This window comes from Serratia sp. SM04, from assembly GCF_040280225.1.
GTDB classification, from domain to species: Bacteria; Pseudomonadota; Gammaproteobacteria; order Enterobacterales; family Enterobacteriaceae; genus Serratia; species Serratia sarumanii.
Genome location: NZ_JBEOQT010000002.1, coordinates 491,729 through 516,245 on the forward strand (window position 1 = coordinate 491,729; position 24,517 = coordinate 516,245).

At 63.1% G+C, this 24,517-nt stretch carries 27 protein-coding genes and 1 riboswitch; of the genes, 7 read left to right on the forward strand and 20 right to left on the reverse strand.

Annotation, left to right across the window (positions count from 1 at the left end; genetic code table 11):
- Nucleotides 1-61 precede the first annotated feature (61 nt).
- The gene (gene moaA, locus ABTW55_RS05355; RefSeq protein WP_041033959.1) at nt 62-1,048 is read right to left on the reverse strand and encodes a GTP 3',8-cyclase MoaA; all 987 of its coding nucleotides are present in this window, start codon (nt 1,046-1,048) and stop codon (nt 62-64) included.
- Nucleotides 1,035-1,179, reverse strand: a riboswitch (molybdenum cofactor riboswitch). Its footprint overlaps the gene before it by 14 nt.
- Before the next feature lie 534 nt (nt 1,180-1,713).
- Here moaA and yvcK point away from each other — a divergent pair.
- The gene (gene yvcK, locus ABTW55_RS05360) at nt 1,714-2,631 is read left to right on the forward strand and encodes a uridine diphosphate-N-acetylglucosamine-binding protein YvcK (protein ID WP_033637504.1); all 918 of its coding nucleotides are present in this window, start codon (nt 1,714-1,716) and stop codon (nt 2,629-2,631) included.
- Nucleotides 2,632-2,637: 6 nt separating this feature from the next.
- Here yvcK and ABTW55_RS05365 read toward each other — a convergent pair whose 3' ends face one another.
- From ABTW55_RS05365 to ABTW55_RS05380, 4 genes are all read right to left on the reverse strand, one after another.
- Entirely contained in the window at nt 2,638-2,904 is a 267-nt protein-coding gene (locus ABTW55_RS05365; protein WP_004939783.1) for a VF530 family DNA-binding protein, read from the reverse strand.
- 100 nt (nt 2,905-3,004) lie between these two features.
- Complete coding sequence (uvrB, locus tag ABTW55_RS05370) at nt 3,005-5,017, reverse strand: excinuclease ABC subunit UvrB (protein ID WP_060420105.1); 2,013 nt, start codon at nt 5,015-5,017, stop codon at nt 3,005-3,007.
- A 531-nt stretch (nt 5,018-5,548) separates the two neighbouring features.
- Nucleotides 5,549-5,671: a hypothetical protein gene (locus tag ABTW55_RS05375; RefSeq protein WP_258366539.1), complete on the reverse strand. Its 123-nt coding sequence runs from the start codon at nt 5,669-5,671 to the stop codon at nt 5,549-5,551.
- 130 nt (nt 5,672-5,801) lie between these two features.
- The gene (locus tag ABTW55_RS05380) at nt 5,802-5,981 is read right to left on the reverse strand and encodes a hypothetical protein (protein ID WP_130042688.1); all 180 of its coding nucleotides are present in this window, start codon (nt 5,979-5,981) and stop codon (nt 5,802-5,804) included.
- A gap of 144 nt (nt 5,982-6,125) precedes the next feature.
- On the opposite strand from ABTW55_RS05380, the gene ABTW55_RS05385 reads away from it, so the two are divergent.
- Nucleotides 6,126-6,836, forward strand: a complete 711-nt coding sequence (locus tag ABTW55_RS05385; RefSeq protein WP_060420108.1) for an ATP-binding cassette domain-containing protein — start codon at nt 6,126-6,128, stop codon at nt 6,834-6,836.
- A 90-nt stretch (nt 6,837-6,926) separates the two neighbouring features.
- The gene (locus ABTW55_RS05390; protein ID WP_230199947.1) at nt 6,927-8,600 is read left to right on the forward strand and encodes a hypothetical protein; all 1,674 of its coding nucleotides are present in this window, start codon (nt 6,927-6,929) and stop codon (nt 8,598-8,600) included.
- Nucleotides 8,601-8,666: 66 nt separating this feature from the next.
- On the opposite strand, the gene bioD is transcribed toward ABTW55_RS05390, so the two are convergent.
- Genes bioD through bioB form a run of 4 tightly spaced genes read right to left on the reverse strand, consistent with a single transcriptional unit; the run spans nt 8,667 to nt 12,279 of the window.
- Nucleotides 8,667-9,347, reverse strand: coding sequence for a dethiobiotin synthase (gene bioD / locus ABTW55_RS05395; RefSeq protein ID WP_060420113.1), 681 nt, complete (start codon nt 9,345-9,347; stop codon nt 8,667-8,669).
- Entirely contained in the window at nt 9,340-10,107 is a 768-nt protein-coding gene (bioC, locus tag ABTW55_RS05400) for a malonyl-ACP O-methyltransferase BioC (RefSeq protein ID WP_060420115.1), read from the reverse strand. The genes bioD and bioC overlap by 8 nt, the downstream gene beginning before the upstream one ends.
- Complete coding sequence (gene bioF, locus ABTW55_RS05405; RefSeq protein WP_060420118.1) at nt 10,091-11,242, reverse strand: 8-amino-7-oxononanoate synthase; 1,152 nt, start codon at nt 11,240-11,242, stop codon at nt 10,091-10,093. Before bioF ends, bioC begins: the two co-directional genes overlap by 17 nt.
- Complete coding sequence (bioB, locus tag ABTW55_RS05410; RefSeq protein ID WP_033653544.1) at nt 11,242-12,279, reverse strand: biotin synthase BioB; 1,038 nt, start codon at nt 12,277-12,279, stop codon at nt 11,242-11,244. The genes bioF and bioB overlap by 1 nt, the downstream gene beginning before the upstream one ends.
- Before the next feature lie 88 nt (nt 12,280-12,367).
- On the opposite strand from bioB, the gene bioA reads away from it, so the two are divergent.
- Nucleotides 12,368-13,642, forward strand: a complete 1,275-nt coding sequence (bioA, locus tag ABTW55_RS05415; RefSeq protein WP_049212786.1) for an adenosylmethionine--8-amino-7-oxononanoate transaminase — start codon at nt 12,368-12,370, stop codon at nt 13,640-13,642.
- 4 nt (nt 13,643-13,646) lie between these two features.
- On the opposite strand, the gene ABTW55_RS05420 is transcribed toward bioA, so the two are convergent.
- Both ABTW55_RS05420 and ABTW55_RS05425 read right to left on the reverse strand, forming a co-directional pair.
- Nucleotides 13,647-14,048, reverse strand: coding sequence for a YkvA family protein (locus ABTW55_RS05420; protein WP_016928691.1), 402 nt, complete (start codon nt 14,046-14,048; stop codon nt 13,647-13,649).
- A 2-nt stretch (nt 14,049-14,050) separates the two neighbouring features.
- Nucleotides 14,051-14,326: a metal/formaldehyde-sensitive transcriptional repressor gene (locus tag ABTW55_RS05425; protein WP_019453999.1), complete on the reverse strand. Its 276-nt coding sequence runs from the start codon at nt 14,324-14,326 to the stop codon at nt 14,051-14,053.
- 78 nt (nt 14,327-14,404) lie between these two features.
- Here ABTW55_RS05425 and dmeF point away from each other — a divergent pair, with 78 nt between their 5' ends.
- Together dmeF and ABTW55_RS05435 are read left to right on the forward strand one after the other, a co-directional pair.
- Entirely contained in the window at nt 14,405-15,370 is a 966-nt protein-coding gene (gene dmeF / locus ABTW55_RS05430) for a CDF family Co(II)/Ni(II) efflux transporter DmeF (protein WP_072264992.1), read from the forward strand.
- 32 nt (nt 15,371-15,402) lie between these two features.
- Complete coding sequence (locus tag ABTW55_RS05435) at nt 15,403-15,885, forward strand: kinase inhibitor (RefSeq protein WP_033637497.1); 483 nt, start codon at nt 15,403-15,405, stop codon at nt 15,883-15,885.
- 67 nt (nt 15,886-15,952) lie between these two features.
- On the opposite strand, the gene pgl is transcribed toward ABTW55_RS05435, so the two are convergent.
- Nucleotides 15,953-16,948, reverse strand: coding sequence for a 6-phosphogluconolactonase (pgl, locus tag ABTW55_RS05440; protein ID WP_033637496.1), 996 nt, complete (start codon nt 16,946-16,948; stop codon nt 15,953-15,955).
- Nucleotides 16,949-17,126: 178 nt separating this feature from the next.
- Between pgl and ABTW55_RS05445 the strand changes: the two genes are divergently transcribed.
- The gene (locus ABTW55_RS05445; protein ID WP_049212871.1) at nt 17,127-17,945 is read left to right on the forward strand and encodes a pyridoxal phosphatase; all 819 of its coding nucleotides are present in this window, start codon (nt 17,127-17,129) and stop codon (nt 17,943-17,945) included.
- 31 nt (nt 17,946-17,976) lie between these two features.
- On the opposite strand, the gene modC is transcribed toward ABTW55_RS05445, so the two are convergent.
- The 8 genes from modC to ABTW55_RS05485 form a co-directional block, all read right to left on the reverse strand.
- Complete coding sequence (gene modC, locus ABTW55_RS05450) at nt 17,977-19,044, reverse strand: molybdenum ABC transporter ATP-binding protein ModC (protein WP_060420266.1); 1,068 nt, start codon at nt 19,042-19,044, stop codon at nt 17,977-17,979.
- Complete coding sequence (modB, locus tag ABTW55_RS05455; RefSeq protein WP_033653514.1) at nt 19,045-19,734, reverse strand: molybdate ABC transporter permease subunit; 690 nt, start codon at nt 19,732-19,734, stop codon at nt 19,045-19,047.
- Entirely contained in the window at nt 19,731-20,504 is a 774-nt protein-coding gene (gene modA / locus ABTW55_RS05460) for a molybdate ABC transporter substrate-binding protein (protein ID WP_033647133.1), read from the reverse strand. The genes modB and modA overlap by 4 nt, the downstream gene beginning before the upstream one ends.
- Nucleotides 20,505-20,662: 158 nt before the next feature.
- Nucleotides 20,663-20,812, reverse strand: coding sequence for an AcrZ family multidrug efflux pump-associated protein (locus tag ABTW55_RS05465; protein ID WP_004939813.1), 150 nt, complete (start codon nt 20,810-20,812; stop codon nt 20,663-20,665).
- A 144-nt stretch (nt 20,813-20,956) separates the two neighbouring features.
- Complete coding sequence (locus tag ABTW55_RS05470) at nt 20,957-21,745, reverse strand: ABC transporter ATP-binding protein (protein ID WP_060420269.1); 789 nt, start codon at nt 21,743-21,745, stop codon at nt 20,957-20,959.
- Nucleotides 21,742-22,767, reverse strand: a complete 1,026-nt coding sequence (locus tag ABTW55_RS05475) for an iron ABC transporter permease (RefSeq protein WP_041033936.1) — start codon at nt 22,765-22,767, stop codon at nt 21,742-21,744. Before ABTW55_RS05475 ends, ABTW55_RS05470 begins: the two co-directional genes overlap by 4 nt.
- Nucleotide 22,768: 1 nt before the next feature.
- The gene (locus tag ABTW55_RS05480; protein WP_033647137.1) at nt 22,769-23,524 is read right to left on the reverse strand and encodes a trans-aconitate 2-methyltransferase; all 756 of its coding nucleotides are present in this window, start codon (nt 23,522-23,524) and stop codon (nt 22,769-22,771) included.
- 1 nt (nt 23,525) lies between these two features.
- On the reverse strand, nt 23,526-24,515 hold the full coding sequence (locus ABTW55_RS05485) for an ABC transporter substrate-binding protein (RefSeq protein ID WP_033653522.1): 990 nt from the start codon (nt 24,513-24,515) through the stop codon (nt 23,526-23,528).
- Between the last annotated feature and the right edge of the window lie 2 nt (nt 24,516-24,517).

The window sequence follows — 24,517 nt, forward strand, 5'->3', positions numbered from 1 at the left end:
CGGTAAGTGACTGGGGTGAGCGCACGCAGCCAACAACGCTGCGGCTTGAAATATGTGGGTATCAGCCGCCGATAAACGACAGGTTCTGGGTGATCCCGCTGTTGCCCTGATGCAGGAAATGGGTCTGCTTCTTGCTCAGCAGCCCGCTCTGGATGCGCGCCTTCAGCGCGTCGAGCTGGCCGTCCTCGGCCAGCAGATCGCGCAGGGGCACCCCCTGCTCGCCGAACAGGCACAGGTGCAGATTGCCGATGGAAGAAACGCGCAGCCGGTTACAGCTGGCGCAAAAGTCTTTTTCATACGGCATGATAAGCCCCACCTCACCCTGGTAGTCCGGGTGGCTGAACACCTGCGCCGGGCCGTCGCTGCGGCCGCGTGCCTGGCGCTGCCAGCCCTGCTGCTCCAACTGCAGGCGAATCACTTCGCCGGAAACGTGGTGTTTGCGAAACAGCTCGCCGCCCTCGCCGGTTTCCATCAGTTCGATAAAGCGCAGCTGGATCGGCCGGTCCTTGATCCAGGCGAGAAAGGCGCCGAGCTGCTGGTGGTTAACGTCGCGCATCAGCACCGCGTTGACCTTGACCTTGCTGAAACCGGCGCTGAAGGCGGCGTCGATGCCGTCCATTACCTGGCGGAACTTGTCCTGGCCGGTGATGGCGTGAAACTGGCGGGGATCCAGGCTGTCGATGCTGACGTTGATCGCCGTCAGACCGGCGTCACGCCAGGCGGCAACGTCGCGCGCCAGACGGTAGCCGTTGGTGGTGACCGCCAGGGTACGGATGGCCGGGTTTTCCCGCACGGCGGCGATGATCTCGGTAAAATCGCGGCGCAGCGAAGGCTCGCCGCCGGTGAGGCGCACCTTTTCGGTGCCCAGTTCGGCGAACGCGCGGCTGACGCGGCGGATTTCATCCAGCGACAGGAAGCTTTTCGGGCTGCCGCTCGGCTTGTAGCCGTCGGGCAGACAATAGGTGCAACGAAAGTTGCACACGTCGGTGATCGACAAGCGCAGGTAATAGAACTTGCGCTCATAAGCATCAATGAGTTGCGGCACCATAACACCTTTCCAAAGTCGGGAGATGCGAGCGTTTCCCCTCTGCACCCTGGTGGCTGACTTCGCCACGGCCCAGGCGCCATATCGTTCCGGATGAACAACGTAGGCGCAGGGGCTAGGAGTTTGATTTCTCTTCCCGCTACCTTGAGTAGCCGGAACGAAACCGTGGTTTTCAGCAGAATTCTAGCGCTAATCGGCAACGATAGCCAACGCGTAAATTCGCTATATAATTGTCTATACAGCGTTTTTAGACGCCGCGTATTCTGGTAAACTATGATAAACATCACTTGCGCGGACGAATTGACCGGAATCACGCAAATGACACTCTTTATGCCCTAAATAATTGGAGTTGCCTCCCGACGGCAAGAGCGGGACAAATCGGTCGGGAACCGATTTGAACAGCGCTTGCGCTGGCCCGAAGGGGGGGCCTCAGGACGAGGCCCATCAGTCCCCAGGAGCTTACTTAGGTAAGTGACTGGGGTGACAAATCTGCCGGGAGCAGATTTGAACGCTGCTTGCAGCGGCCCTGAAGGGGCGTGGCCCATGGACGGGCCACGTAACTAAATGCAGCCAACACAGAGGCAACTTCAAGGATGACGGGTATATCGCGTTTTTATGCCGGATCCGTTACCTTATGCGGGCAGTTCAGCCCCTTTGTAAGGAAATTTATGCGTAATCGTACCCTGGCCGATCTCGACCGCGTGGTGGCGTTAGGCGGCGGACACGGCCTGGGCCGTGTGATGTCGGCCCTGTCGTCCTTAGGCTCCCGCCTGACCGGCATCGTCACCACCACCGACAACGGCGGTTCCACCGGCCGCATCCGCCGTTCGGAAGGCGGCATTGCCTGGGGCGATACCCGTAACTGTCTCAACCAGCTGATCACCGAACCGAGCGTCGCCTCGGCGATGTTCGAATACCGCTTCAGCGGCAACGGCGAACTGGCCGGCCACAACCTCGGCAACCTGATGCTGAAAGCGCTGGATCACCTGAGCGTGCGCCCGCTGGAAGCGATCAACCTGGTGCGCAGCCTGCTGAAGGTGGACGCGGCGCTGATCCCGATGTCGGAACAGCCGGTGGATTTGATGGCGCACGATCACGAAGGCAATCACGTTTACGGTGAAGTGAATGTCGATCAGTTGGCCCATATGCCGCAGGAGCTGATGCTGTCGCCGCCGGTCAGCGCCACGCGCGAAGCGCTGGACGCCATCGCGCAGGCCGACGTAATCCTGATCGGGCCGGGCAGTTTCCTCACCAGCCTGATGCCGCTGCTGCTGCTGGACGATCTCACCCAGGCGCTGCGCCGCAGCAGCGCCAGCATGATCTATATCGGCAACCTCGGCCGCGAGCTGAGCGTGGCCGCCGCGGCGCTGTCGCTACAGGATAAGCTGACGCTGATGGAAGAGAAGATTGGCCGCCGGATGATCGATGCGCTGATCGTCGGCCCGGCGGTAGACGCCAGTGAAGTGCAGGATCGGGTGGTGATTCAACAGCCGCTGGAAGCGAGCGACATCCCCTACAGACACGATCGCCAGCTGCTGCGCCAGGCGCTGGATCGGGCGCTGGTGGCGCTGGCCGCCCGCCGCTGACCGAATTTAACCGTCTCGCCCGCGCAGCCAAGGGTTATCGCTGGCTGGGGCGGGATGGCTGACCATATCGATATACAGATCTTCCACCTCTTTGCGCGCCCAGGGCGTGCGACGCAAAAACTTCAGGCTGGACTTGATGCTCGGATCGCTGCGGAAGCAGTTGATGCGAATGCGTGCGCCCAGCTCGGACCAACCGTAGTGATCCACCAGCTTATTCAGCAGTTGCTCCAGCGTCACGCCGTGCAGCGGGTCTTTGGACTGGTGTTGGCTCATGTTCGGTACTCTTCGTGGTCAAATCGGGCCGCACACCTTAACAGCTTTGACGCGGCCGACAAGGAATTTCGACGCCCACGGCACGGGCGTCATCCAACGGTCAGGAAATCGCAATAAACTGCTCGCGCAGTTGGTGGATCTCGTCGCGCAGCGCAGCCGCCTGCTCGAACTCCAGGTTTTGCGCGTGGGTGTACATCTGCGCTTCGAGATCGCGGATTTTCTGATCCAGCGCTTTCGGCGTAAGGTTCTGCAGCGAAGCGCCGCCGTCCGCCGCCTTGCCCTTGCCTTTGCTCTTGGCGCGGTTGACCGGCTGGCCGATCTGCAGAATGTCGCCGATCTTCTTGTTCAGCCCCTGCGGCACGATGCCGTTGGCTTCGTTGTAGGCCTGCTGCTTGGCACGGCGCCGCTCGGTTTCACCGATCGCCTTGGCCATCGAATCGGTGATGCGATCGCCATACAGGATCGCCTTGCCGTTCAGGTTACGCGCCGCGCGGCCGATGGTCTGGATCAGCGAACGCTCGGAACGCAGGAAACCTTCCTTGTCGGCGTCCAGAATCGCCACCAGCGACACCTCAGGCATGTCGAGCCCCTCACGCAGCAGGTTGATGCCCACCAGCACGTCGAACTCGCCCAGACGCAGGTCACGGATGATTTCGACCCGTTCCACGGTATCGATGTCCGAGTGCAGGTACCGCACGCGCTCGCCATGCTCTTCCAGGTATTCGGTCAGGTCTTCCGCCATGCGTTTGGTCAGGGTGGTCACCAGCACGCGCTCGTTGATCGCCGCTCGCTTGCGGATCTCGGAGAGCAGATCGTCCACCTGGGTGGCGACCGGCCGCACCTCCACGATCGGATCCAGCAGCCCGGTCGGCCGCACCACCTGATCGATCAGATCGCCGCCGGATTTCTCCAGCTCGTATTTGCCCGGCGTCGCGGAGACATAGATGGTCTGCGGCGCCAGCGCCTCGAACTCCTCGAAGCGCAGCGGGCGGTTGTCCAGCGCCGACGGCAGGCGGAAGCCGTACTCCACCAGCGTTTCCTTGCGCGCGCGGTCGCCCTTGAACATCGCGCCGATCTGCGGAATGGTGACGTGGGATTCGTCGACCACCAGCAGGCCGTCCGCCGGCAGGTAGTCGAACAGCGTCGGCGGCGGCTCGCCCTCGGCGCGCCCGGACAGGTAGCGAGAGTAGTTTTCGATGCCCGAGCAGTAGCCCAGCTCGTTCATCATCTCCAGATCGAACTGGGTGCGCTGCGTCAGGCGTTGCTCTTCCAGCAGCTTGTTGTTGGCCAGCAGCACCTTGCGGCGGTCCGCCAGATCGACCTTGATCTCTTCCATCGCCTGCATGATCCGCTCACGCGGCGTCACGTAGTGCGATTTCGGGTAGATGGTAAAGCGCGGCACCACCTGCTCGATCTGCCCGGTCAGCGGATCGAACAGCGACAGCCGCTCCACTTCTTCGTCGAACAGCTCGACGCGCAGCGCCAGCTCGTCCGACTCCGCCGGGTAAATGTCGATCACCTCGCCGCGCACACGGAAGGTAGCGCGCTGGAAGGCCTGATCGTTGCGGGAATATTGCAGCTCCGCCAGGCGGCGCAAAATGGATCGCTGATCGATGATCATCCCCTGGGTCAGGTGCAGCATCATCTTCAGGTAAAGATCCGGATCGCCCAGGCCGTAGATCGCCGACACCGACGCCACCACCACCACGTCGCGCCGCTCCAGCAGCGCCTTGGTGGCGGAAAGGCGCATCTGCTCGATGTGCTCGTTCACCGAAGCGTCTTTTTCAATGAAGGTATCGGAGCTGGGCACGTAGGCTTCCGGCTGGTAGTAGTCGTAGTAGGAGACGAAGTATTCCACCGCATTCTCCGGGAAAAACTCTTTCATCTCGCCGTACAGCTGCGCCGCCAGCGTCTTGTTCGGCGCCAGCACCATGGTCGGCCGATTCAGATCGGCTATCACATTGGCGATGGTGAATGTCTTGCCCGAACCGGTGACCCCCAGCAACGTCTGGTGCGCCAGGCCGTCTTCCAGCCCCTCTTCCAGCTTGCGGATGGCTTCCGGCTGATCGCCGGCCGGTTTGAAATCAGAATGCAGTTTGAAAAGTTTACTCATTGCTCGGCTACCCTGTGGAGATGCGCGCGCTCAGGCGGCCAGCCGACTCTGCGCCGGGCATGGCCCCTAATTATGGAAAGTGTCGGCGATTTGCGCCAGTGCCCATGATACTGGATATAAAACCAGCTTCAAGCGGATTCGTCGCTGCGCCCGATGCCGCGGCAACGCCGTTGCACCGTGGCGTTACAGTCCGGTGACATTTTTATTGTCAATAACAGATTTATCCCCAGAACTTGCCGCGAATTAACTTATTGATAGCACCGCGTCGAAAAATCATACATAGAGACCTGATCAATACTCTCGCGTCTTGATTTTAATTAAATTATTGATAATTAACTACTTTAATAAAAAGACGAGAATGCGGGCAAAGCGAACAGAACCCGCGTCCGCTCTCGCTTTACAGCGTTTTTCTAAATCTAATACACAAGGTTATCCACAGGAATAGTGGATAACTCTCACCGCCCCGCCCGGGGCGGGAGTTACAGAAAGAAAGCTTTTCGCCCTTTACACTGGCCAAAATGCCTTTTTTAGTTATTTTTTCATAAAAATATCGCTTTGTTTATGCCGATTAATACTAAAAATCCCCATTGCCAAAATCGCATTGGCTCCTTTCACGCGGATCACTCTTGACGGCGGCGCAATGCCTTGCACCATACCCACACCGAACAGCACCACAAGAGTGCAAAAAACGTCCGGGTTAACTTGCCCGCGTATTTCCAGGCCGTCACGGCAGCGCGCGTCAGGCCTGACGTGCGGTTAACAAGGCGATAACAATCCCCCGTTTTCACCCGGCGGCAAAAATTGGCCTGGGAGTTGCTTTATCTTCCTGCGTATAAATGCGGTGCGGCAGCATGATGCGCTGCCGGCCGCGGAGTTTCACCGCCGCGGCGTTATCGCCCGTAAAAACGCAAGAACGACACCAAGTCGTCACAAGCGTCGTTTTTAACGACATATTGACTGTCATTCCGTCCACCGCAGACCTGGCTCTGGCTCCTCGGACGGACGGCATTTTGTTCCAGACATTGCCACACTCGGGAAATTCGCCGCGCATGCGGCCTTTGCAGCCCCCGCCAACGAGTGAAACGAGCGTCTATGAGGAGAATGCCAAATGCTGAGCCTGAGATCGGTCAATCAATTTTACGGGCAGAACCACACCCTGTGGGACATCAACCTGGAGCTGCCGCGCGGCCAGTGCACCGTGCTGCTCGGGCGCAACGGCGTGGGCAAGACCACGCTGGTCAACTGCATCATGGGGCATGTGCCGGTGGTGAGCGGCAGCATGACCTGGCAGCCGGCGGATCAGCCGCCGCAAAATCTGCTGCTGCAGCCGATGGAGCGCCGCGCCGCGCTGGGCATCAGCCACGTGCCCCAGGGGCGGCAGCTCTTCTCGCAGCTGAGCGTGGAGGAGAATCTGCAGGTGGCGCAAATGGCCGGGCACGGCGCCCCTCGCCGTATTCCGCCGCTGATCTACAGCCTGTTTCCCCATTTGCGCCAGATGCGCGCGCGCCGCGCCGGCGATCTGTGCGTGGGCGCTCAGCGCCAACTGGCGATTGGTCGGGCGCTGGCCCAGGAGCCGGCGCTGCTGATCCTCGACGAACCGACGGCGGGCGTCCCCCCCTCGATCGCCGCCGACATCGGCAACGTGATCCGCCGGCTTAACCGCGAACTGGGCATGACCATTTTATTGGTGGAGCATCAGCTGCCGTTCGTGCGCCGGGTGGCGGATCGCTTCTGCCTGTTGGACAGCGGGCGCACGGTGGCGCACGGCGCGCTGGCGCAGCTGGATGAGGCGCTGATCGGCGCCGGGTTGGCGGAGTGAAAGCCCGGTTTGCCGCCTATGCCGATGTTGTATCAGCCACGGCAGGTCTGCGCCCAATAGGCAACGGCCTGCCGTCTTCCCATACTCGATATGCATTATACCAACACCACAATATCGAGGGATTTAGGCATGGCAGACAACAACGCGGCATTTATTCAATACGCGGATTTGCGCAATAGAAACTGGAGCCTGCAGGAACGGCTCAATGTCGAAGGGATTTATGTCAGCTCACGTGATGAACTGGTCAGCGCGCAGGATTTCATCATCAACACGTTAAAACGCCCGACGATCGTCAGATTTGCTGCGCCTTTTGCCACCTGGACCGCATCTAAAACCGACATCAACGTCGGCTTCGTTTATCTCGACGGCAACGGCGTCAGCATCACTACCGAGATCCCTAACGGCACGGAAAGCGACCATAACTATTTCCTGCGCTGCTATACCAGCAGCGGCGCGTTGGATAACAACGTTCCTATTCGCCCAGCGCCTATCATGAAAGATTTCACCGTCAAAGGCATTGGTGCCAAGATTAACAAAGGCAAGGATGAAACCCCGATCGAATACAACTATATCGATGGTATCCGTTTCCATTCGCCTGAAGGGCCGCTGGGCAACTTCTCGGTCAATAACGTCTATATTTCGGGTTTCTACTACGGCCTGTACTACGGCACCAATGCCTATATCGCCCACCATTACGCCTGTGAAGTCATCCGCTGTTTTGAAAGCCTACATATGCCCTCAACGAGCAGCGGAGCGCAAAACTTCGGCGAAGGCATCAACTTTTTCGGCGGCACCCTCGGCAATTCCCAGGGGCTGGCCGTACGCAACGCTAACCCCAACGGCGCCTTCCGTCTATTCGGCACGTCGCTCGACTACGCCGGTTCGATAGCTTACGTTCAGGCCGGTAGCGTTGAACTGCATGGCTGCCATATGGAATTCAACAACGGTAATAGCCCGCTCACGGATATCCCCTTTCGCTGCAGCGCCAATCAAAATGCATCGCTGTTAATTCACGGCGGCGAAATCATCGTCGCCGGCAGCCGACTGGCGCAGGAGTCGCTGTTTTACGCCGAGGCCGGCAGTAGCGGGATTATCGTCGACAGCGTGAAATTCTATGGCGTAAGAACCGCGAGCGGCCGCTATTTCAGCGGCACCGGCGACTTTGTCATCGCCCATAGCCGCCTGGATGGCGGCGGTGGCGGCGCCGGGATCCAGACACTGGTCGGCGCCGTGAATAACAAGCTCAAAGACGGCGATTTCACCTTTTCCACCAAGCCGTTCGGCTGGGAGGTGACCGGCGGCACGATCGACGATCCCTTTACCTCAGATGCGGTGACTATCGGCATCGAAGCCGGCGCGGGCATCGACGGCGGTAACGCCCTGAAAGTAACCAAGTTGGGCAACGCCAATACCAACGCCGGGGTGAAAGTAAGCGTGCCCGTCGCGCAATATGAACAGCTGGGCGCCTGCTTTACCCTGAAAACGGTCAACGGCGGTACCGGAAATCTGTTTGCAACGCTACAGTTTGCCTGTATTCAAGAGCATGCGGACAACGGCATCTCGATCGTCGCCAAAGCCGCGCCGGCAGCCTGGGATGCCGTCATGAAAGCCGATGCTTACACCGAATACACCGAATATCGTTTCAACGCCAATCGGCGGAAGGTCCCGGTCTGGGCGACCCATGTCATCCTGACGTTCAACCTGTTTGCCCTGGCGAAAAATGGCGTGCTTTATCTCGATAATGCCTGCATTACCGCCATGTAAAAGCCAACGCCGGGTCATAAGATCCGGCGTTGCGACATCATCAGCCAGAGAGACGGCAAAGATTTCTTACTGTGCCAACAGACTGATATCCAGATACTGCCCCAGCGGCGCCCGCTCAGCCTGCGGCAGGTGCGGGATTTCGCCCAGCAGCGGCGCCGGCAGCATGCGGCGCAGCGTGGCCAGGTATTCCTGATGCCGCCGCCCCGGCGGCGCCACGTCGTTGGCGATCCAACCGGCCAGCGTCAGCCCGGCCTGCTGCACCGCCTGCGCCGTCAGCACCGCGTGGTTGATGCAGCCTAGTTTGATGCCCACCACCAGGATCACCGGCAGTTGCTCCTGCTGCACCCAGTCGGCAAAGGTGTACTCCGCCGACAGCGGGGTAAACCACCCGCCCGCGCCCTCGACCAGCACCCAGTCGGCGCTCTGCTCCAGCCGGCGCAGGCCGTCGGACAGCCGCGCCGCGTCGATCGGCCGGCCTTCATCGGCGCTGACGATATGCGGCGAGGTGGGTTCGGCAAAAACGTAAGGGTTCACTTCATCGTAGCTGAGCGCCACGCCGCTGTTGGCCTGCAGCGCCAGCGCGTCGCCGTTGCGCAGTCCCTCGGCGGTCATCTCGCTGCCGGAAGCCACCGGCTTATACCCGGCGCTGCGGTAGCCCGCCCGGTTGGCGGCCTGCAGCAAGGCGCTGCTGGCGACGGTTTTCCCCACTTCGGTGTCGGTGCCGGTTACGAACCAACGTTTAATCACGATAAATCACTCCATAAGCCAGATGATAGCTGAGCGGGAACTGCCCCCGCCGGCACGGGTAAGCCGCCTGCAGCGCGGCGAGACGGCCGCGCGACATCAGGCCGCCCTCGCGCCCCTGATGCAGGTGCGTGGCCCCGATGCCCTTGAGCGAACGCATCAGCGTCATCACGTCCGGGTAGTTCAGGGTGCGCAACTCCGTGACCAGCTCGTGTCGATAGCCAGCACAGGCGGCGCGGATCTGCGCCAGCGGCAGAAAGGCGTTCACGTGGCGCTCGCCGTCCACCTGTTGCCAGGCATCCCCCAGCTCCTGCAGCGAGCCCGCCGCCAGCGTGGAAAACAGGATCGCGCCGCCGGGGCGGGTCACGCGGTACAGCTCCGCCAGCGCGGCGGGCAGATCGCTGCACCACTGCACCACCAGGCTGCTGAAACAGATGTCCATCGCCGCATTGGGCAACGGCACCTGTTCGATATCGCCCAGCAGATAATGATGCGCCGCCTGCCGTTGGCGGGCGACGTCCAGCATGCCCGGCGCCAGATCGAGCGCGGTCACCTGCTTGCCGCGCTCGCGCCACAGGCGGCTGAAATAGCCGGTGCCGCAGCCGGCATCCAGCAGCCGTTCACCCGGATGGGCACTCCCCATCCCCAGTAAGCGCTCGCCAACGTCACGCTGCAGCGCGGCGGCGGCGTCGTAGCTGCCGGCGGCGCGGCTGAAGGCCGAAGCGACCGCCTGTTTGTTCACCCAGTCATTGGCTGACGTCATGCAATACCTCCAGCAGGCGATCGATATCCTGCGGCTGATGCGCCGCCGTCAGGGTGATGCGCAGCCGCGCGCCGCCCGGCGGCACCGTCGGTGGGCGGATGGCGCTCACCCACAGCCCGCGCTCGCGCAGGCGGGCCGCCAGATCGAGCGCGCGTTGATTGTCACCCACCAGCAGCGGCTGGATGGCGGTGTCGGAGCCCGTCAGGGTCAGCGCCAGCGGCGCAGCGCCCTGGCGGAAACGGCGGATGTTGTCCCGCAGCCGGGCGCGCAGTTCATCGCCCTCTCGAATGCAGGCCAGCGCCGCCTGCAGCGCGCAGGCCTGCGCCGGCGGCATCGCGGTGCTGTAGATCAGATGACGGGCGAACTGCAGCAGATACTCGGCGGTCGCCTCATCGCACAGCACCGCCGCGCCGCTGACGCCGAACGCCTTGCCGAAGGTGGCCACCAGCAGTTCAGGGCGCACGCCCTGCTGCCAGCAGCTGCCGCGGCCTTGCTCGCCGCGCACGCCGACGCCGTGGGCATCGTCCACCATCAGCCAGGCGCCCGCCGCGCGGGTTAAGCGATGCAGTTCCGCCAACGGTGCACCGTCGCCGTCCATGCTGAACACCCCTTCGGTCACCGCCAGCCGCTGCCCTTCACAGGGTTTGGCCAGCAGATCCGCCAGCGCCTGCGGCTGATTGTGCTGGAAGCGGCGCAGCTCGGCCGGCGATTGCGCCGCCGCCTCCAACAGCGAGGCGTGGCTGAGGCGATCGGCCAAAATGCGATCGCCCTTTTGCATCAACGCCGCCAGCACCGCCTGGTTGGCGGCGTAACCGGAGATGAACAGCAGCGCGCGCGGATAGCCGAGCCACGCCGCCAGTTGCTCCTCCAGCGCCTGATGCGCCGCGCTAAAGCCGGTGACGTGGCCGGAACCGCCGCTGCCAACGCCGTAGCGCTGCGCGCCCTGCTGCCAGGCGGCGATCACCCGCGCATCCTGGCTCAGCCCCAGGTAGTCGTTGCCGGAGAAATTCAGGTAGAGACGATCGCCGAGCCGAATCTGGCGGCCATTGCCGCCCTCGGTGGTCTGTCGCCGACGGTAGGCGGCGTTGAGGCGCCGCTCTGCCAGCGCCTGCTCAATGCGTTGTTGCCAGCTCATCACAGCGCCGCGTTGTAAAACTCGGCGGTATCGGCGGTCAGCAGTTGCTTAGCCAGCGCCTGCTGTTGCTGGTTGTCGCCGTGTTCGGTGGCGGTCTGCTGCGGGTTCAGCCCCAGCTTGCGGAACAGCTGCAGGTCTTTGTCTTCTTCCGGGTTCGGCGTGGTCAGCAGCTTGCAGCCGTAGAAGATCGAGTTGGCGCCGGCCATGAAGCACATCGCCTGCGTCTGTTCGTTCATCTGTTCACGGCCGGCGGAAAGGCGGACATAAGAAGACGGCATCATGATGCGCGCCACCGCGATGGTGCGGATGAAATCGAACGGATCGACGTCGTCGTTATCCGCCAGCGGCGTGCCTTTCACCTTCACCAACATGTTGATCGGCACGCTCTCCGGCGGCTTCGGCAGATTGGCCAGCTGCACCAGCAGCCCGGCGCGGTCACGCACCGTTTCTCCCAGCCCGACGATGCCGCCGGAGCACACTTTGATGCCGGCGTCGCGCACTTTGTCGAGCGTATCCAGGCGTTCCTGGTAGCTGCGGGTGGTGATGATGCTGCCGTAGAACTCCGGCGAGGTGTCGAGGTTATGGTTGTAGTAATCCAGCCCGGCCTCCGCCAGCCGTTCAGCCTGAGTGCCGTCCAGCGTGCCCAGGGTCATGCAGGTTTCCATGCCCATCGCTTTCACGCCCTGCACCATCTGCTGCAGATAAGGCATATCGCGCTCGTGCGGGTTCTTCCACGCCGCGCCCATGCAAAAACGGGTCGATCCGTTCGCCTTGGCCTTGCGCGCCGATTCCAGCACCTGCTCGACCTGCATCAGCCGCTCCGCCTCCAGGCCGGTCTTGTAGCGCGAACTCTGCGGGCAGTATTTGCAGTCTTCCGGGCAAGCGCCGGTTTTGATCGACAGCAGCGTGCTGACCTGCACCTGACGCGGGTCAAAGTGCTGACGGTGTACGGTTTGCGCTTCGAACAGCAGTTCAAGCAGCGGTTTATCAAACAGGGCCTGGGCTTGCCCTACTGTCCAGTGAATGCGATCGGCCATCATGGCGTCTCCAAAACGAAAAAGTGTCGCCAGTTTAAATATTGTGGATATACTGTCAACCAATCTTAATTCAATTTGGTTTACAAGTATGTCTGTCACCGCTTCCGACCTGGCGTTTGACCAACGTCATATCTGGCACCCCTACACCTCCATGAGCCGCCCGTTACCCTGTTACCCGATCGAGTCGGCCAGCGGCGTCGAGCTGCAGCTGGCGGACGGCCGGCGTCTGGTGGACGGCATGTCCTCCTGGTGGGCGGCGATCCACGGTTACAACCATCCTCGCCTGAATCAGGCCGCCAGCCAGCAGCTGGAGAAGATGTCGCACGTGATGTTCGGCGGTATTACCCATCCGTCCGCCATCTCGCTGTGCCGTCGGCTGGTGGAGATGACGCCGGAAGCGCTGCAGTGCGTGTTCCTGGCGGACTCTGGTTCGGTGGCGGTGGAAGTGTCGCTGAAGATGGCGCTGCAGTATTGGCAGGCGCGCGGCGAGCGGCGGCAGCGCATCCTGACGCTGCGCCACGGCTATCACGGCGATACCTTCGGCGCGATGTCGGTCTGCGATCCGGACAACTCGATGCACAGCCTCTATCAGGGCTATCTGGCGCCGCACCTGTTCGCCACCGCGCCGCAGTGCCGCTTCGACGAGGAATGGCGTGAAGAGGACATCGCGCCGTTCGCCGCGCTGCTGGAGCAGCACGCCGGTGAAGTGGCGGCGGTGATCCTGGAACCGGTGGTGCAAGGCGCCGGCGGCATGCGCATCTACCACCCAAGCTACCTCAAGCGGGTGCGCGAGCTGTGCGATCGCCATCAGGTGCTGCTGATCGCCGACGAGATCGCCACCGGCTTCGGCCGCACCGGCAAGCTGTTCGCCTGCGAGCACGCGCAGGTGGTGCCGGACATTCTCTGCCTGGGCAAGGCGCTGACCGGCGGCTACATGACGCTGTCCGCCACCCTGACCACCCGCCACGTGGCGGAGACCATCAGCAACGGCGCGGCCGGCTGCTTTATGCACGGCCCTACCTTTATGGGCAACCCGCTGGCCTGCGCGGTGGCGGACGCCAGCCTGGCGCTGCTGGCGGAAAATCGCTGGCAGGCGCAGGTGAGCGCCATCGAAGCCCAGCTGAAGCAGGAGCTGCTGCCGCTCGCGGCGCTGCCGAAGGTGGCGGACGTGCGGGTGCTGGGCGCGATTGGGGTGGTGGAGATGCGTGAACCGGTGAACGTCGCCGAGCTGCAGCGCGGGTTCGTCGAACGCGGGGTGTGGATCCGGCCGTTCGGCAAGCTGATTTACCTGATGCCGCCTTACATCATCGAAGCGGAACAGCTCAGCCGCCTGACCGCCGCCGTGGCCGCCGCCGCGCGTTAATGGCTTACCAATGCTGGTCCAGATAGCGGGCCAGCAGCCCCAGACACAGCAGCCAGAGTAAAATGATCATCACCGCCGCCATGCGGCCGGTGGGGTTATCCACGCGCTTTTGCGCCTTCTCGCGCAGCTCGGCCATCAGCGGCTTGGGGATCAGGCGCACCGCCAGCATGATGCCCAACGGTACGATAATCACGTCGTCCAGATAGCCCAGCACCGGAATGAAGTCCGGGATCAGATCGATCGGCGAGATCGCATAGCCGGCCACCAGCAGCGCGATCAGTTTGGCGTACCACGGAGTGCGCTTATCACGGGCGGCCAGCCACAGCGCGTAAATATCGCGCTTGATGCCTTTGGCCCAACGGCGCAGCCAGCCGAACCACGGCGTGCGTTTTTTCAGTGAGATCATGCTTATTTCATATAGGAACGTAAGACGGTCATCAATTGCTCGATGTCTTGCTCACGCTGCTGCGGCGTGGCGTCCGCAGCAGCCAAGTGTTCGCGCACGTGCCCTTCCAGCACCTGCGCCATCAAACCGTTGACCGCGCCGCGCACCGCTGCGATCTGCTGCAGAATAGCAGAACACTCACCGCCGCTTTCCAGCGCGCGCTCCAGCGCTTCGGCCTGCCCTTTAATGCGGCGCACCCGCGCCAACAGCTTCTTTTGATCTCTGATGGTATGGCTCATCATTTCCGCCTGATTGTTATTTACTATACTGGGGTATAGTATATTTCAGAACACTACCTTTTGCTGAGGAACTTCACCATGACTTCTCACGCGCCCGCTTTGCACCGCGAGCACAGCCACGTTTTTGACGATGGTAACCCATTGGCTGAAAGAAACACCAGATGGGCGGTGATACTCACCGCCGGTATGATGGCCATCGAGATCGCCGGTGGCTGGCTGTTTAACTCGATGGCATTGCTGGCCGACGGCTGGCATATGAGCTCACACGCGCTGGCTCTGGGCCTGTCGGTGCTGGCTTACGGCGCCGCACGACGGCTGGCCAAAGACCGCCGCTTCAGCCTCGGCACCTGGAAGATAGAAGTGCTGGCCGGTTACACCAGCGCGGTGTTGTTGGTGCTGGTGGCGGCGCTGATGCTGTTCCAGTCTGCGCAGAGGCTGATGAATCCCAGCCCGATTCATTACAACGAAGCCATCGCCATCGGTACGATTGGGCTGGCCGTCAATCTGCTTTGCGCCTGGCTGTTGCGCGGCTGCGGCCACCATCATCACGGGGATGACCACGATGACCATCATCATGACCTCAACCTGCGTTCCGCCTATATCCACGTCATCGCCGACGCCGCCACTTCGGTGCTGGCGATCGTGGCGCTGTTCGGCGGCAAGCTTTGGGGCGCCGTCTGGCTCGATCCGTTGATGGGCATCGTCGGCGCGATGATGGTGGCCGCCTGGGCCTATAGCCTGATGCGCGATAGTGGAAAGATTTTGCTGGATGCCGAAATGGACGCTCCCGTTGCACAAGAGATTCGTCAAACTCTGGCCACTGCCGGCCACTCGCTCACGCTGACCGATTTGCATTTAGGCCGCATCGGCAAAGGAAAGTATCATTGCGTCATCGCCTTGAGCAGCGCCGATCGCACCCTCACCCCCGATCGGGTACGCCAACTGTTGGCCGCGCGTCCCGAACTGGTGCATGTCACCGTCGAGATCAACCGTCCGCCGCTGGCGCAAGGGGTTGTATTGTTCCACCGAAAAGATCTAGCTTAAGGGTTCGCGTTTACCGACAACTGGGAGTCACTATGGCTTTTCGTTTGTACAGCAACGATCTGCAGGACGGCGGCAAACTGCCGCAGCAGCAGGTTTTCAACGGCATGGGCTATCACGGCGATAACCTGTCGCCCCACCTGGCCTGGGACGGCGTGCCGGCCGGCACCAAAAGCTTCGTGATCGCCGTTTACGATCCCGATGCCCCGACCGGCTCCGGCTGGTGGCACTGGATCGTGGCCAACATTCCCGCCGACGTGCGCGAGCTGCCGCAGGGCGCGGGCTCCGGCAAAGCTCCGCTGCCCGCCGGCGCGCTGCAGACCCGCACCGACTTCGGCTCAGCCGGCTACGGCGGCGCGGCGCCGCCGAGTGGCGAAAGCCACCGCTACCAGTTCACCGTGCATGCGCTGGACGTGGAGCGCATCGAGGTGGATGAGGGTTCCAGCGGCGCGCTGGTGGGCTTTAACGTCCATTTCCACAGCCTCGGCAGCGCCACGCTGACGGTGACGTTCAACTGATCCCCCGCCAATAAAAAAGCGCGATTCCACCGAATCGCGCTTTTTCCATACTCGTCTGACCGCCGAATTACTTCGCCAGCACGCTCACCCACATCGGGCCTTTGCCCACCGGATAACGCGCCAGCGTGGTCAGCTTACCGCTGGCCTGGTCAATTTCATGCACCGCGATGTGATCGGATTTCTGGCCGGACGAAATCACGAAGCGGCCGCTGTGATCGATGTTGAAACCGCGCGGCTGCGCTTCGGTCGGATGATAGCCGACCACGCTCAGCGTGCCGCCGTCTGCGGAAACGCTGAAGATGGTCAGAATGCTGGCGGTGCGGTCGCTGGTGTACAGGAAGCGGCCGTTCGGCGTGATATGGATGTCCGCCGCCCAGCGGGTGCCGTCGAAGTCGGCCGGCATGATGTCCAGCGTCTGCGTCACGGTGTATTTGCCGCCGTTTTCCGAGATGGCCAGCACGTCCACCGTGCCGTCCAGCTCATTGACGCAGTAGGCGAACTTGTCGTTGTGGTGGAACGCCATATGACGCGGGCCGGCGCCGGCGGCGGTCGCCACCGCTTCCTGCGCGTGCGGCGTCAGCTGGCCCGCCAGGCTCAGGTTGAACAGGCGGATACGGTCTTCTTTCAGGCAAGGCACCAGCACCAGCTGGTTGGTCGGATCGATGTTCGCCGAGTGCGGCGCGGTCAGGCCGTCGATCTGCTGAATAGGCGCCGTCACCACGCCGTCGTGGCCGATCGGGCTGATGCTGGCGCAGTTGCCGCTGTAGGAGGCGGAGAACAGGTAACGCCCCTGCAAATCGGTGGAGATATGGGTCGGGCTGCCCGGCAGCGGCGCCATGCCGGCCTGCTGCAGCGTGCCGTCCGCCTCAATGCGGTAGCTGACGATGCCGAACGCCGGACGCACGCCGACGTACAGGTGGGTCTTGTCCGGATGAAGGGTCATCGGCTGCACCTGGCCCGGCACGTCAACGGTTTGCAGCAGCGCCAGCGCGCCGGCGTCATCCAACTGCCAAACGTGGATCTGCTGGCTCTCCGGGCTGGCGACATAAACGATTTGCTTCATGTGTTCTCCTTGCAAAGGGTAAAAGAGGAACCGGTTTCAGGCCGTTCGATTGCCCCTAGCTTACCGCACATCCGTCGCATGGCAACCCCGCTTAGCACCGGAAGCTCACGCGGTTTTCTCCGTTGGCTATCCGGTGTACCATCGGATTAATTTTATGGCTAACGATAACGAGAACCCTATGAGCTACCGCGTCATCGCCCTCGATCTTGACGGCACCCTGCTGGACAACCAAAAACGCATCTTACCGCAATCGCTGGAAGCGCTGGCGCAGGCGCGCGCCGCCGGCATCCAGGTGGTGGTGGTCACCGGCCGCCACCACGTCGCTATCCATCCGTTCTACCAGGCGCTGCAGATAGATACCCCGGCTATCTGCTGCAACGGCACCTATCTGTATGATTTTCAGCAGAAGAAGGTGTTGGCGGCCGATCCGCTGGCGAAAGATCAGGCCAGGCAGGTGCTGCAGATGCTCAAACAGACCGACATTCACGGGCTGATGTACGTCGACGACGCCATGCTGTATCAGGAGCCGAGCGGCCACGTGATCCGCTCGCTGGCCTGGGCCGAAACCCTGCCGGCGGCGCAGCGCCCGACGCTGCTGCAGGTCGGCAGCCTGGCGCAGGCGGCCGACGACGCGCAGGCGATCTGGAAATTCGCCACCTCGCACACCGATACCCTGGCGCTGCGCGAGTTTGCCGACACGGTGGAGAAAGAGCTGGGGCTGGCGTGCGAATGGTCCTGGCACGATCAGGTGGATATCGCCAAAGGCGGCAACAGCAAAGGCAAGCGCCTGCGCCAATGGGTGGAGTCGCAGGGGCTGAGCATGGATCAGGTGGTGGCGTTCGGCGACAACTACAACGACATCAGCATGCTGGAAGCGGTCGGGTTGGGCGTGGCGATGGGCAACGCCGATGATGCGATCAAGGAACGCGCCGATCTGGTGATCGCCGATAACCTGCAGCCGGGCATCGCCGAGGTGATCCGCACCCGCGTACTCTAGTTTTTTCGCCCTCCCGCCGGGAGGGCCTGTCTTAGCGGCTCTCGCGGCTGATAGACACGCTCTTCACCTGCGCGTACAGCCACTGCCCAGGGCGGATCGCCAGTTCATCGCGCGCCCAGGGCGTGATCCGCGCCCACAGCACGTGTTCCCCGACCGCCAGCTTCACTTCCACCTGCCCATCCACGTCCAGACACTCGCTTACCTTGGCCGGCAACACGTTGCGAATGCTGCTGTTGACCGGTGGCTGCAGCACCAGCGAGACATCGGCGGCGTTGATGCGGATGCGCAGCTGGGTGCCCAGTTCGGCGTTGATGCCGCTGACCCACAGCCTTTGATCGCCGAGCGCCAGCGCGGTCATGGCATAGCGTTGATGATGCTCAATCACGCTGACGCGCAGCACGCTGCTCTGATCTTCACGCTGCAGCCACGGCCGCAGCGCGCTGCTGGCCCAAACGGCTTCCAGCCCGCCGAACGCGCGCACCTCGCCGCGATCCAGCACCATCACCTGCTCGGCCAGGCGCAGGATCTCGTCCAGGCTATGGCTGACGTAGAGGATGGGGATGTTGACGTCCTGCGCCAACCGCTCCAGATACGGCAGTAGCTCGCGTTTGCGCGGCAGATCGAGCGAGGCCAGCGGCTCGTCCATCAGCAGCAGTTCCGGCGCGGTCAGCAGCGCGCGGCCGATCGCCACCCGCTGTTTTTCACCGCCGGAGAGCGTCAGCGGCAGCCGATTGAGCAGCGGCCCGATGCCCAGTAGCTCGACGATGGTGTTGAACTGCGCGCGCATGCCGGCCGCCATGCCGTATTGCAGGTTGCCGCGCACCCGATAGTGCGGGAACAGCCGCGCATCCTGAAACACGTAGCCGATACGGCGCTTTTCCGGCGGCAGGCAAAGGCCCGCGGCGGTATCCACCAGCGTGCGGCCATTGAGCGCGATGCGCCCCTGCTGCAAACGGGTCAGGCCGCCGATGGCGTTGATCAGGGAAGTTTTGCCCGCGCCGGACAGGCCGAAAATCGCGGTGATGCCCTGCGCCGGCAAATCGGCGCGGACGTTGAGATTGAGGTCGCCCAGCTGCTGCGAGAAATCCAGCTCCAGCATTTACACCCCCATCCGTTTGCGGCCCCAGCGGGCCAGCCATTCGGACACCATCAGCGAAGCCAGCGACAGCACGATGGCGATCGCGCACAGCCGCGCGGCGGCGGCTTCCGCCCCCGGCGTTTCGATCAGCGTATACATCGCCAGCGGAATGGTGCGGGTTTCACCGGGAATGTTGGAGACAAAGGTGATGGTGGCGCCGAACTCCCCCAGCGAGCGGGCGAAGGCCAGCACCACGCCGACAATGACGCCGGGCAGCGACAGCGGCAGCGTGACGGTGAAAAACACCCGCCACGGGTTGGCGCCCAGCGTGCGCGCCGCCTGCTCCAGCCGGGTATCCACCGCCTCCAGCGCCAGCCGGATGGCGCGCACCATCAGCGGAAACGCCACCACCGCCGATGCCAGCGCGGCGCCGCGCCAGCTAAAGCTGAAGCTGAAGCCGAACCAGTCGTACAGCCACTCGCCGATGACGCCGCGCCGCCCCATGGCGATCAGCAGCAAATAGCCGACCACCACCGGCGGCAGCACCAGCGGCAGGTGAATGACGCCGTCCAGCAGCGCCTTGCCGGGAAAGCGGCAACGCACCAGCACCCAGGCCATCAGAATGCCGAACGGCAGGCTGCAGACCACCGCCAAACCGGAGACTTTCAGGCTCAGCTCAACCGCCTGCCACTCGTACTCACTCAGAATCATTTACGCGGGGTGAATCCATAATGTTCGAAAATAGCGGCCGCTTCCGGGCCCTTCAGATAGGTATAGAAAGCGCTAACCGTCGGATTTTGACGATCTTTCACCATCGCCATCGGATATTCAACCGGTTTGTGGCTGTCTTCCGGGAACACGCCCACCACTTTCACCTTGTCGCTGGCGACCGCGTCGGAGCCGTAGACGATGCCGAGCGGTGCTTCACCGCGCTCCACCAGCGCCATCGCGCTGCGCACGTTGTTGGCGCGCGCCAGTTTCGGCTCCAGCGCGCTCCAGGCGCCCAGGTGTTCCAGCGCCTCTTTGGCGTAGATGCCGGCCGGCACGTGATCCGGATCGCCCACCGCCAGACGGCCGCCGTTGAGCAGCTTGGCCCAGTCGGTCTGCTTGTCGATGGCGATCTTGTCTTGCTTATCGCTCTTGGCGGCGATCAGCACCAGTTCGTTGCCCAGCAGCGTATAGCGGGTGTCTTTCACCATCTGCTGTTTGTCGATGGCGTAATCCATCCACTGTTGATCGGCGGAGATGAACAGATCGGCCGGGGCGCCCTGCTCAATTTGGCGCGCCAGCGTCGAGGACGACGCGAAGGAGGAAACCACCTGCACGTCCTTGCCTTTTTGATACTGGGTGGCGATGTCCTGCAGCGCGTTGGTCAACGACGCGGCGGCGAACACGGTGATCTTTTCCGCCGCCGAAGCCTGTGCCACCAGGCCCGATGCCAACACGATCCCGCCAACCCATTTGGTCCATTGCTGTTTCATTGTTTTTCTCCGCAAGTTAACGTGCATTATCACTCTTCGTTATATAAAAAATAATATAACGTTGCGCGAAAGCTTGTCATGCGGTTTATCGGCAAAGCGTGAGATAACTTGAGGAATGCCCGCCGGGCGATGCCGGCGGGTATCTGGATGGGGAACGGTCAGTGCTGGGTGCGGTTTTCTTTCGAACGGCCCACTTTGGAGAAGACGTTGAACACTTCGCCAAAACCGTAGATCAGGCCGAGGATCAGCGCCATGACCACCGGCACCATGACCACGGCAAACAACAGACTTTTCAATAATTCCAACATGATAGCCTCGCTTAACTGCCCATTGAGCGGCAAATGCCTTTCACCGCATATCGGGTTATTCTAACCCAAAAAATCGCTAAAACCGGAGTTATTTTAGCCAGCGGGGCGAAATTGTGATCGGCCAAACGTGCCCTTTCCACCGGCTCATCCCGCCGCAGGATAGTAGATCAGCGGTGGCGCATAGCCGGCGGGCGCCGCCAGCCGGGCTTCCACCCCGTACACCGCGCGAATGTGCTCCGGCGTCAGCGCCTGCCGCGGCGTGCCCGCCGCACAGATCCCGCCCTGCTGCAGCAGCGCCACCCGATCGCAATAACAGGCCGCCAGATTCAGATCGTGCAGCGTCACCACCACGCTGAGTTTCAGCCGCCGCAGCAAGGCCATAAACTGCTGCTGATGGGCGATATCCAGATGGTTGGCGGGCTCATCCAGCAGCAGCCACGGCGTCTGCTGCGCCAGCGCGCGCGCCAGATGCACCCGCTGTTGTTCACCGCCGGACAGCCGCTGCCAATCGCGATCGGCCAGGTGGCTGATGCCCACTTGCTCCATCGCCTGCCCGGCGAGGCGGCGATCCTCGGTACCAAAACCTCGCCAGCGGCCGACATGGGCCAGGCGCCCCAACAATACCGCCTCCTTCACCGGCAGCGCGAAAGCGCCGGGGGCGGATTGCTCGAGAAAGGCGATGCGCCTGGCGCGCTCCCGCCCGGAAAACGCGGTAATTTGGCGCCCTGCCAGCCAAACGCGGCCCCCGGCGGCGGGCTGCAACCCGGCCAGCAGCTTGAGCAACGTGGATTTACCGCTGCCGTTGACGCCGAGCACGCCGGTGACCTCACCGGGCAAGGCGCAGAAATCCAGATTTTCCAGCACCGTGCGTTCGCCCGCTCGCCAGCTCACCGCCTCGGCGCACAGGCCGGATCGCGCTTTTTCAATCGTCATGCATTGACCTTCCGATACAGCAACAGCAGGAATACCGGCACCCCCAGCAGCGCCGTCAGCACGCCGACCGGCAGCTCGCGCGGGGCAAACAGCGTTCTGGCCAGGGTGTCCGCCGCCACGGCGAACAGCGCACCGCACAGCGCGCTGGCCGGCAACAGCAGCCGATGCCGCGAGCCGACCAGCCGCCGGGCGACGTGCGGCACCGTCAGCCCGATAAATCCCACCGCGCCGCTGAACGCGACGATCGCCGCCGTCAGCGCGGTGGTCACCACATACAGCAGCAGCTTCAGCGGAGCCACCGCCACCCCCAGCGAAGCGGCGGTCACGCCGCCAAACGCCAGCGCGTCCAACTCACCCGCCCGCAGCCAACACAGCAGCAGCGCCGCCGCCAGCGCCAACCCGCACAGCCCGACCTGCGGCCAGCGCGCGTCGCTGAACGAGCCCAGCAGCCAGAACATCACGCCGCGCGTGGCGTTGGCGTCCGCCTGCCAGAGCGTGATCAGCGAAGTCAGCGCGGAGAGCAGCTGCGTCACCGCCACCCCGGCCAGGATAAACAGCGTGGACTCCCCCTGCAGCGAACGCCCGGCCAGCAGCATCACCAACGCAAACGCCCCCAACGCGCCGATAAACGCACCGCCGGACACCGACAACAGGCCGCCCCCCAGTCCCAATACCAGCACCGTTACCGCTCCCACGCCGGCGCCGGAGGAGATGCCCAGCACCCAGGGATCGGCCAGCGGATTGCGGGTCAGCGACTGCAGCACAGTGCCCGCCAGCGCCAATCCGGCGCCGGCCAGCGCCGCCAACAGCGCGCGCGGCATCCGCAGCGACCAGATGATGCGCTGATACACATCGGCATCGGTCGCCGCACCGCCGCTGACGCCAAGCACAATGCGCCAGGCGTCGTGCCACGCGATCGGCGCGGGCCCCGACAGGGTGGCGCCCAGCAGGGCCAGCGGCAGCGCCGCCGCCAGCAACAGCAGCCAGCCGGCCTCACGGCCGGGCAGTAACCGCCGGATCATGCTATTTCCAGCCTGCGATCACATAGTCGTCCAACAGCTGCCACACCGTCCCCGCCTCGCTGAAACCGGCCTGCCTGAGGGCCGCGAGCTGGAAATCCACCGGCGTCGGCGGCGGCACCGGGCGGCCGGCGAACAGCGCTTCACGCTCGGCCTGATAAGCGGCCAACGCCGGCGATTGCAGCGCGCCCGCAAACCAGCGATCCCAATCCTCAACGCCGTTGTCCCAGGCGCGCTGTTGGGTCTGCTCGTCATGCCGCTCCGCCAACGCTTTCAGCCGCGGCTGGCGCTGGTCATAGCGCTGATGATCGGCGTTCAGGAACACGCCGCCGTCGGCCAGCAGCCCGGCGACGTTGCGGTACAGCGCCAGCTGCTGCTCGGGCATCAGCCAGTGCAGCGCCGTGCTGGACACCGCCGCCTGCGGCGCGGGGCCGGACAGCGCGGAAAAACAGGCCGGATCCGCCAGATCGGCCTGCAGAATGCGGATCCGATCGCCGTACGCCGCCAGCGCGCCGCGCGCCACCGCCAGCAGCAGCGGATCGAGATCGATGGCGGTCACCCTGGCCTGCGGAAAGCGCTGCAAAATGCGCAGGCTCAGCGAGCCCGGGCCGCAAGCCAGATCCACCACATGAAAATCCTGACCGGCGGCCAGCGCGAGCACGTCCAGCTGGGCGTTAAAACGCGCTTCCCGTTCGGCGATGTAGGCCGCCTGCTGGCGATCCCAGGAGTCCAGCAGCGAAGAGAATGAAACGGCAGTCATATCAAGGTTCCTTGTTGGAAAAAGTCGGCGCCTGCGGCGGCAAGGCCGCCAGGCCCCGAATCAAACGGCCCAGAGCCGCCACGGTGCGGGCGGAAGGGTCCATGTCGTAACCGGGGAGGATCACGTAGCGCCGCTGACGCACGGCGCGTAGCGTCGCGGTCAGCGGGTGATGCTCCAGAAAGGCGATCTTGTCGGCCGCGCTGTCGCCGAGGCCGCCACGCGGCAGATCGCCAAGCACGATCGCATCCGGATCGCGGGCGGCGATGATTTCCCAGGACACCGTCGGCCACAGCTCGGACCGGTCGCCGAACAGGTTCTCGCTGCCGACGCTGCGGCTCAGCAAACCTGGCGCGCCGCAGCAGCCGGCCACGTAGGGCGTCTGCGCGCCGGCATACCACCACAGCAGACGTAAATGCGGCAGCTGAGCACGCTGTGGTTCGAGCGCCCTCAGCTGCCCGCGCAGCCGTTCGACCAGCGCTTCACCGGCGCGGCTGACGTTGAAAATGCGCGCCAGCTCCCGCAGCTCGGTGAAAATGTCTTCAAACGTCAGCGCGGCGGCGATCGCGCTTTGCTGGCCGCTGCAGGCGCCGGGTGAGAGATAAGTGCCGATGCCCCATTCTGCCAGCCGCGCCCGATCGGGCGTTTCCGGGCTGTGCAGCCAGTAATAGCTGGCCGAATAGACAAAATCCGGCCGCATCAGCAACAACGCTTCCGCCGTGGGCGGCGCCGGGCTGGTGGGCGCCTGCAGCGCATCGGCCGTCGGCGCGGGATCGCGCGCACGGTCATACCCGACCACGCCGATCGCGCGGGCGGCCAGCCCCAGCGCCAGCAGGTTTTCCAGCGCCGGGTTGGCGTAAACCAGCACCCGCTGCGGCGGCTGCGGGTAATCGTGCGTTACCCCGCAATTTTGCAGGCTGACGGCATCGGCGCGCAGCGGCGCGCCGCCGCCCAATCCCAGGGCGCACAACAGCAGAGCAAGCCGGCGTTTCACGC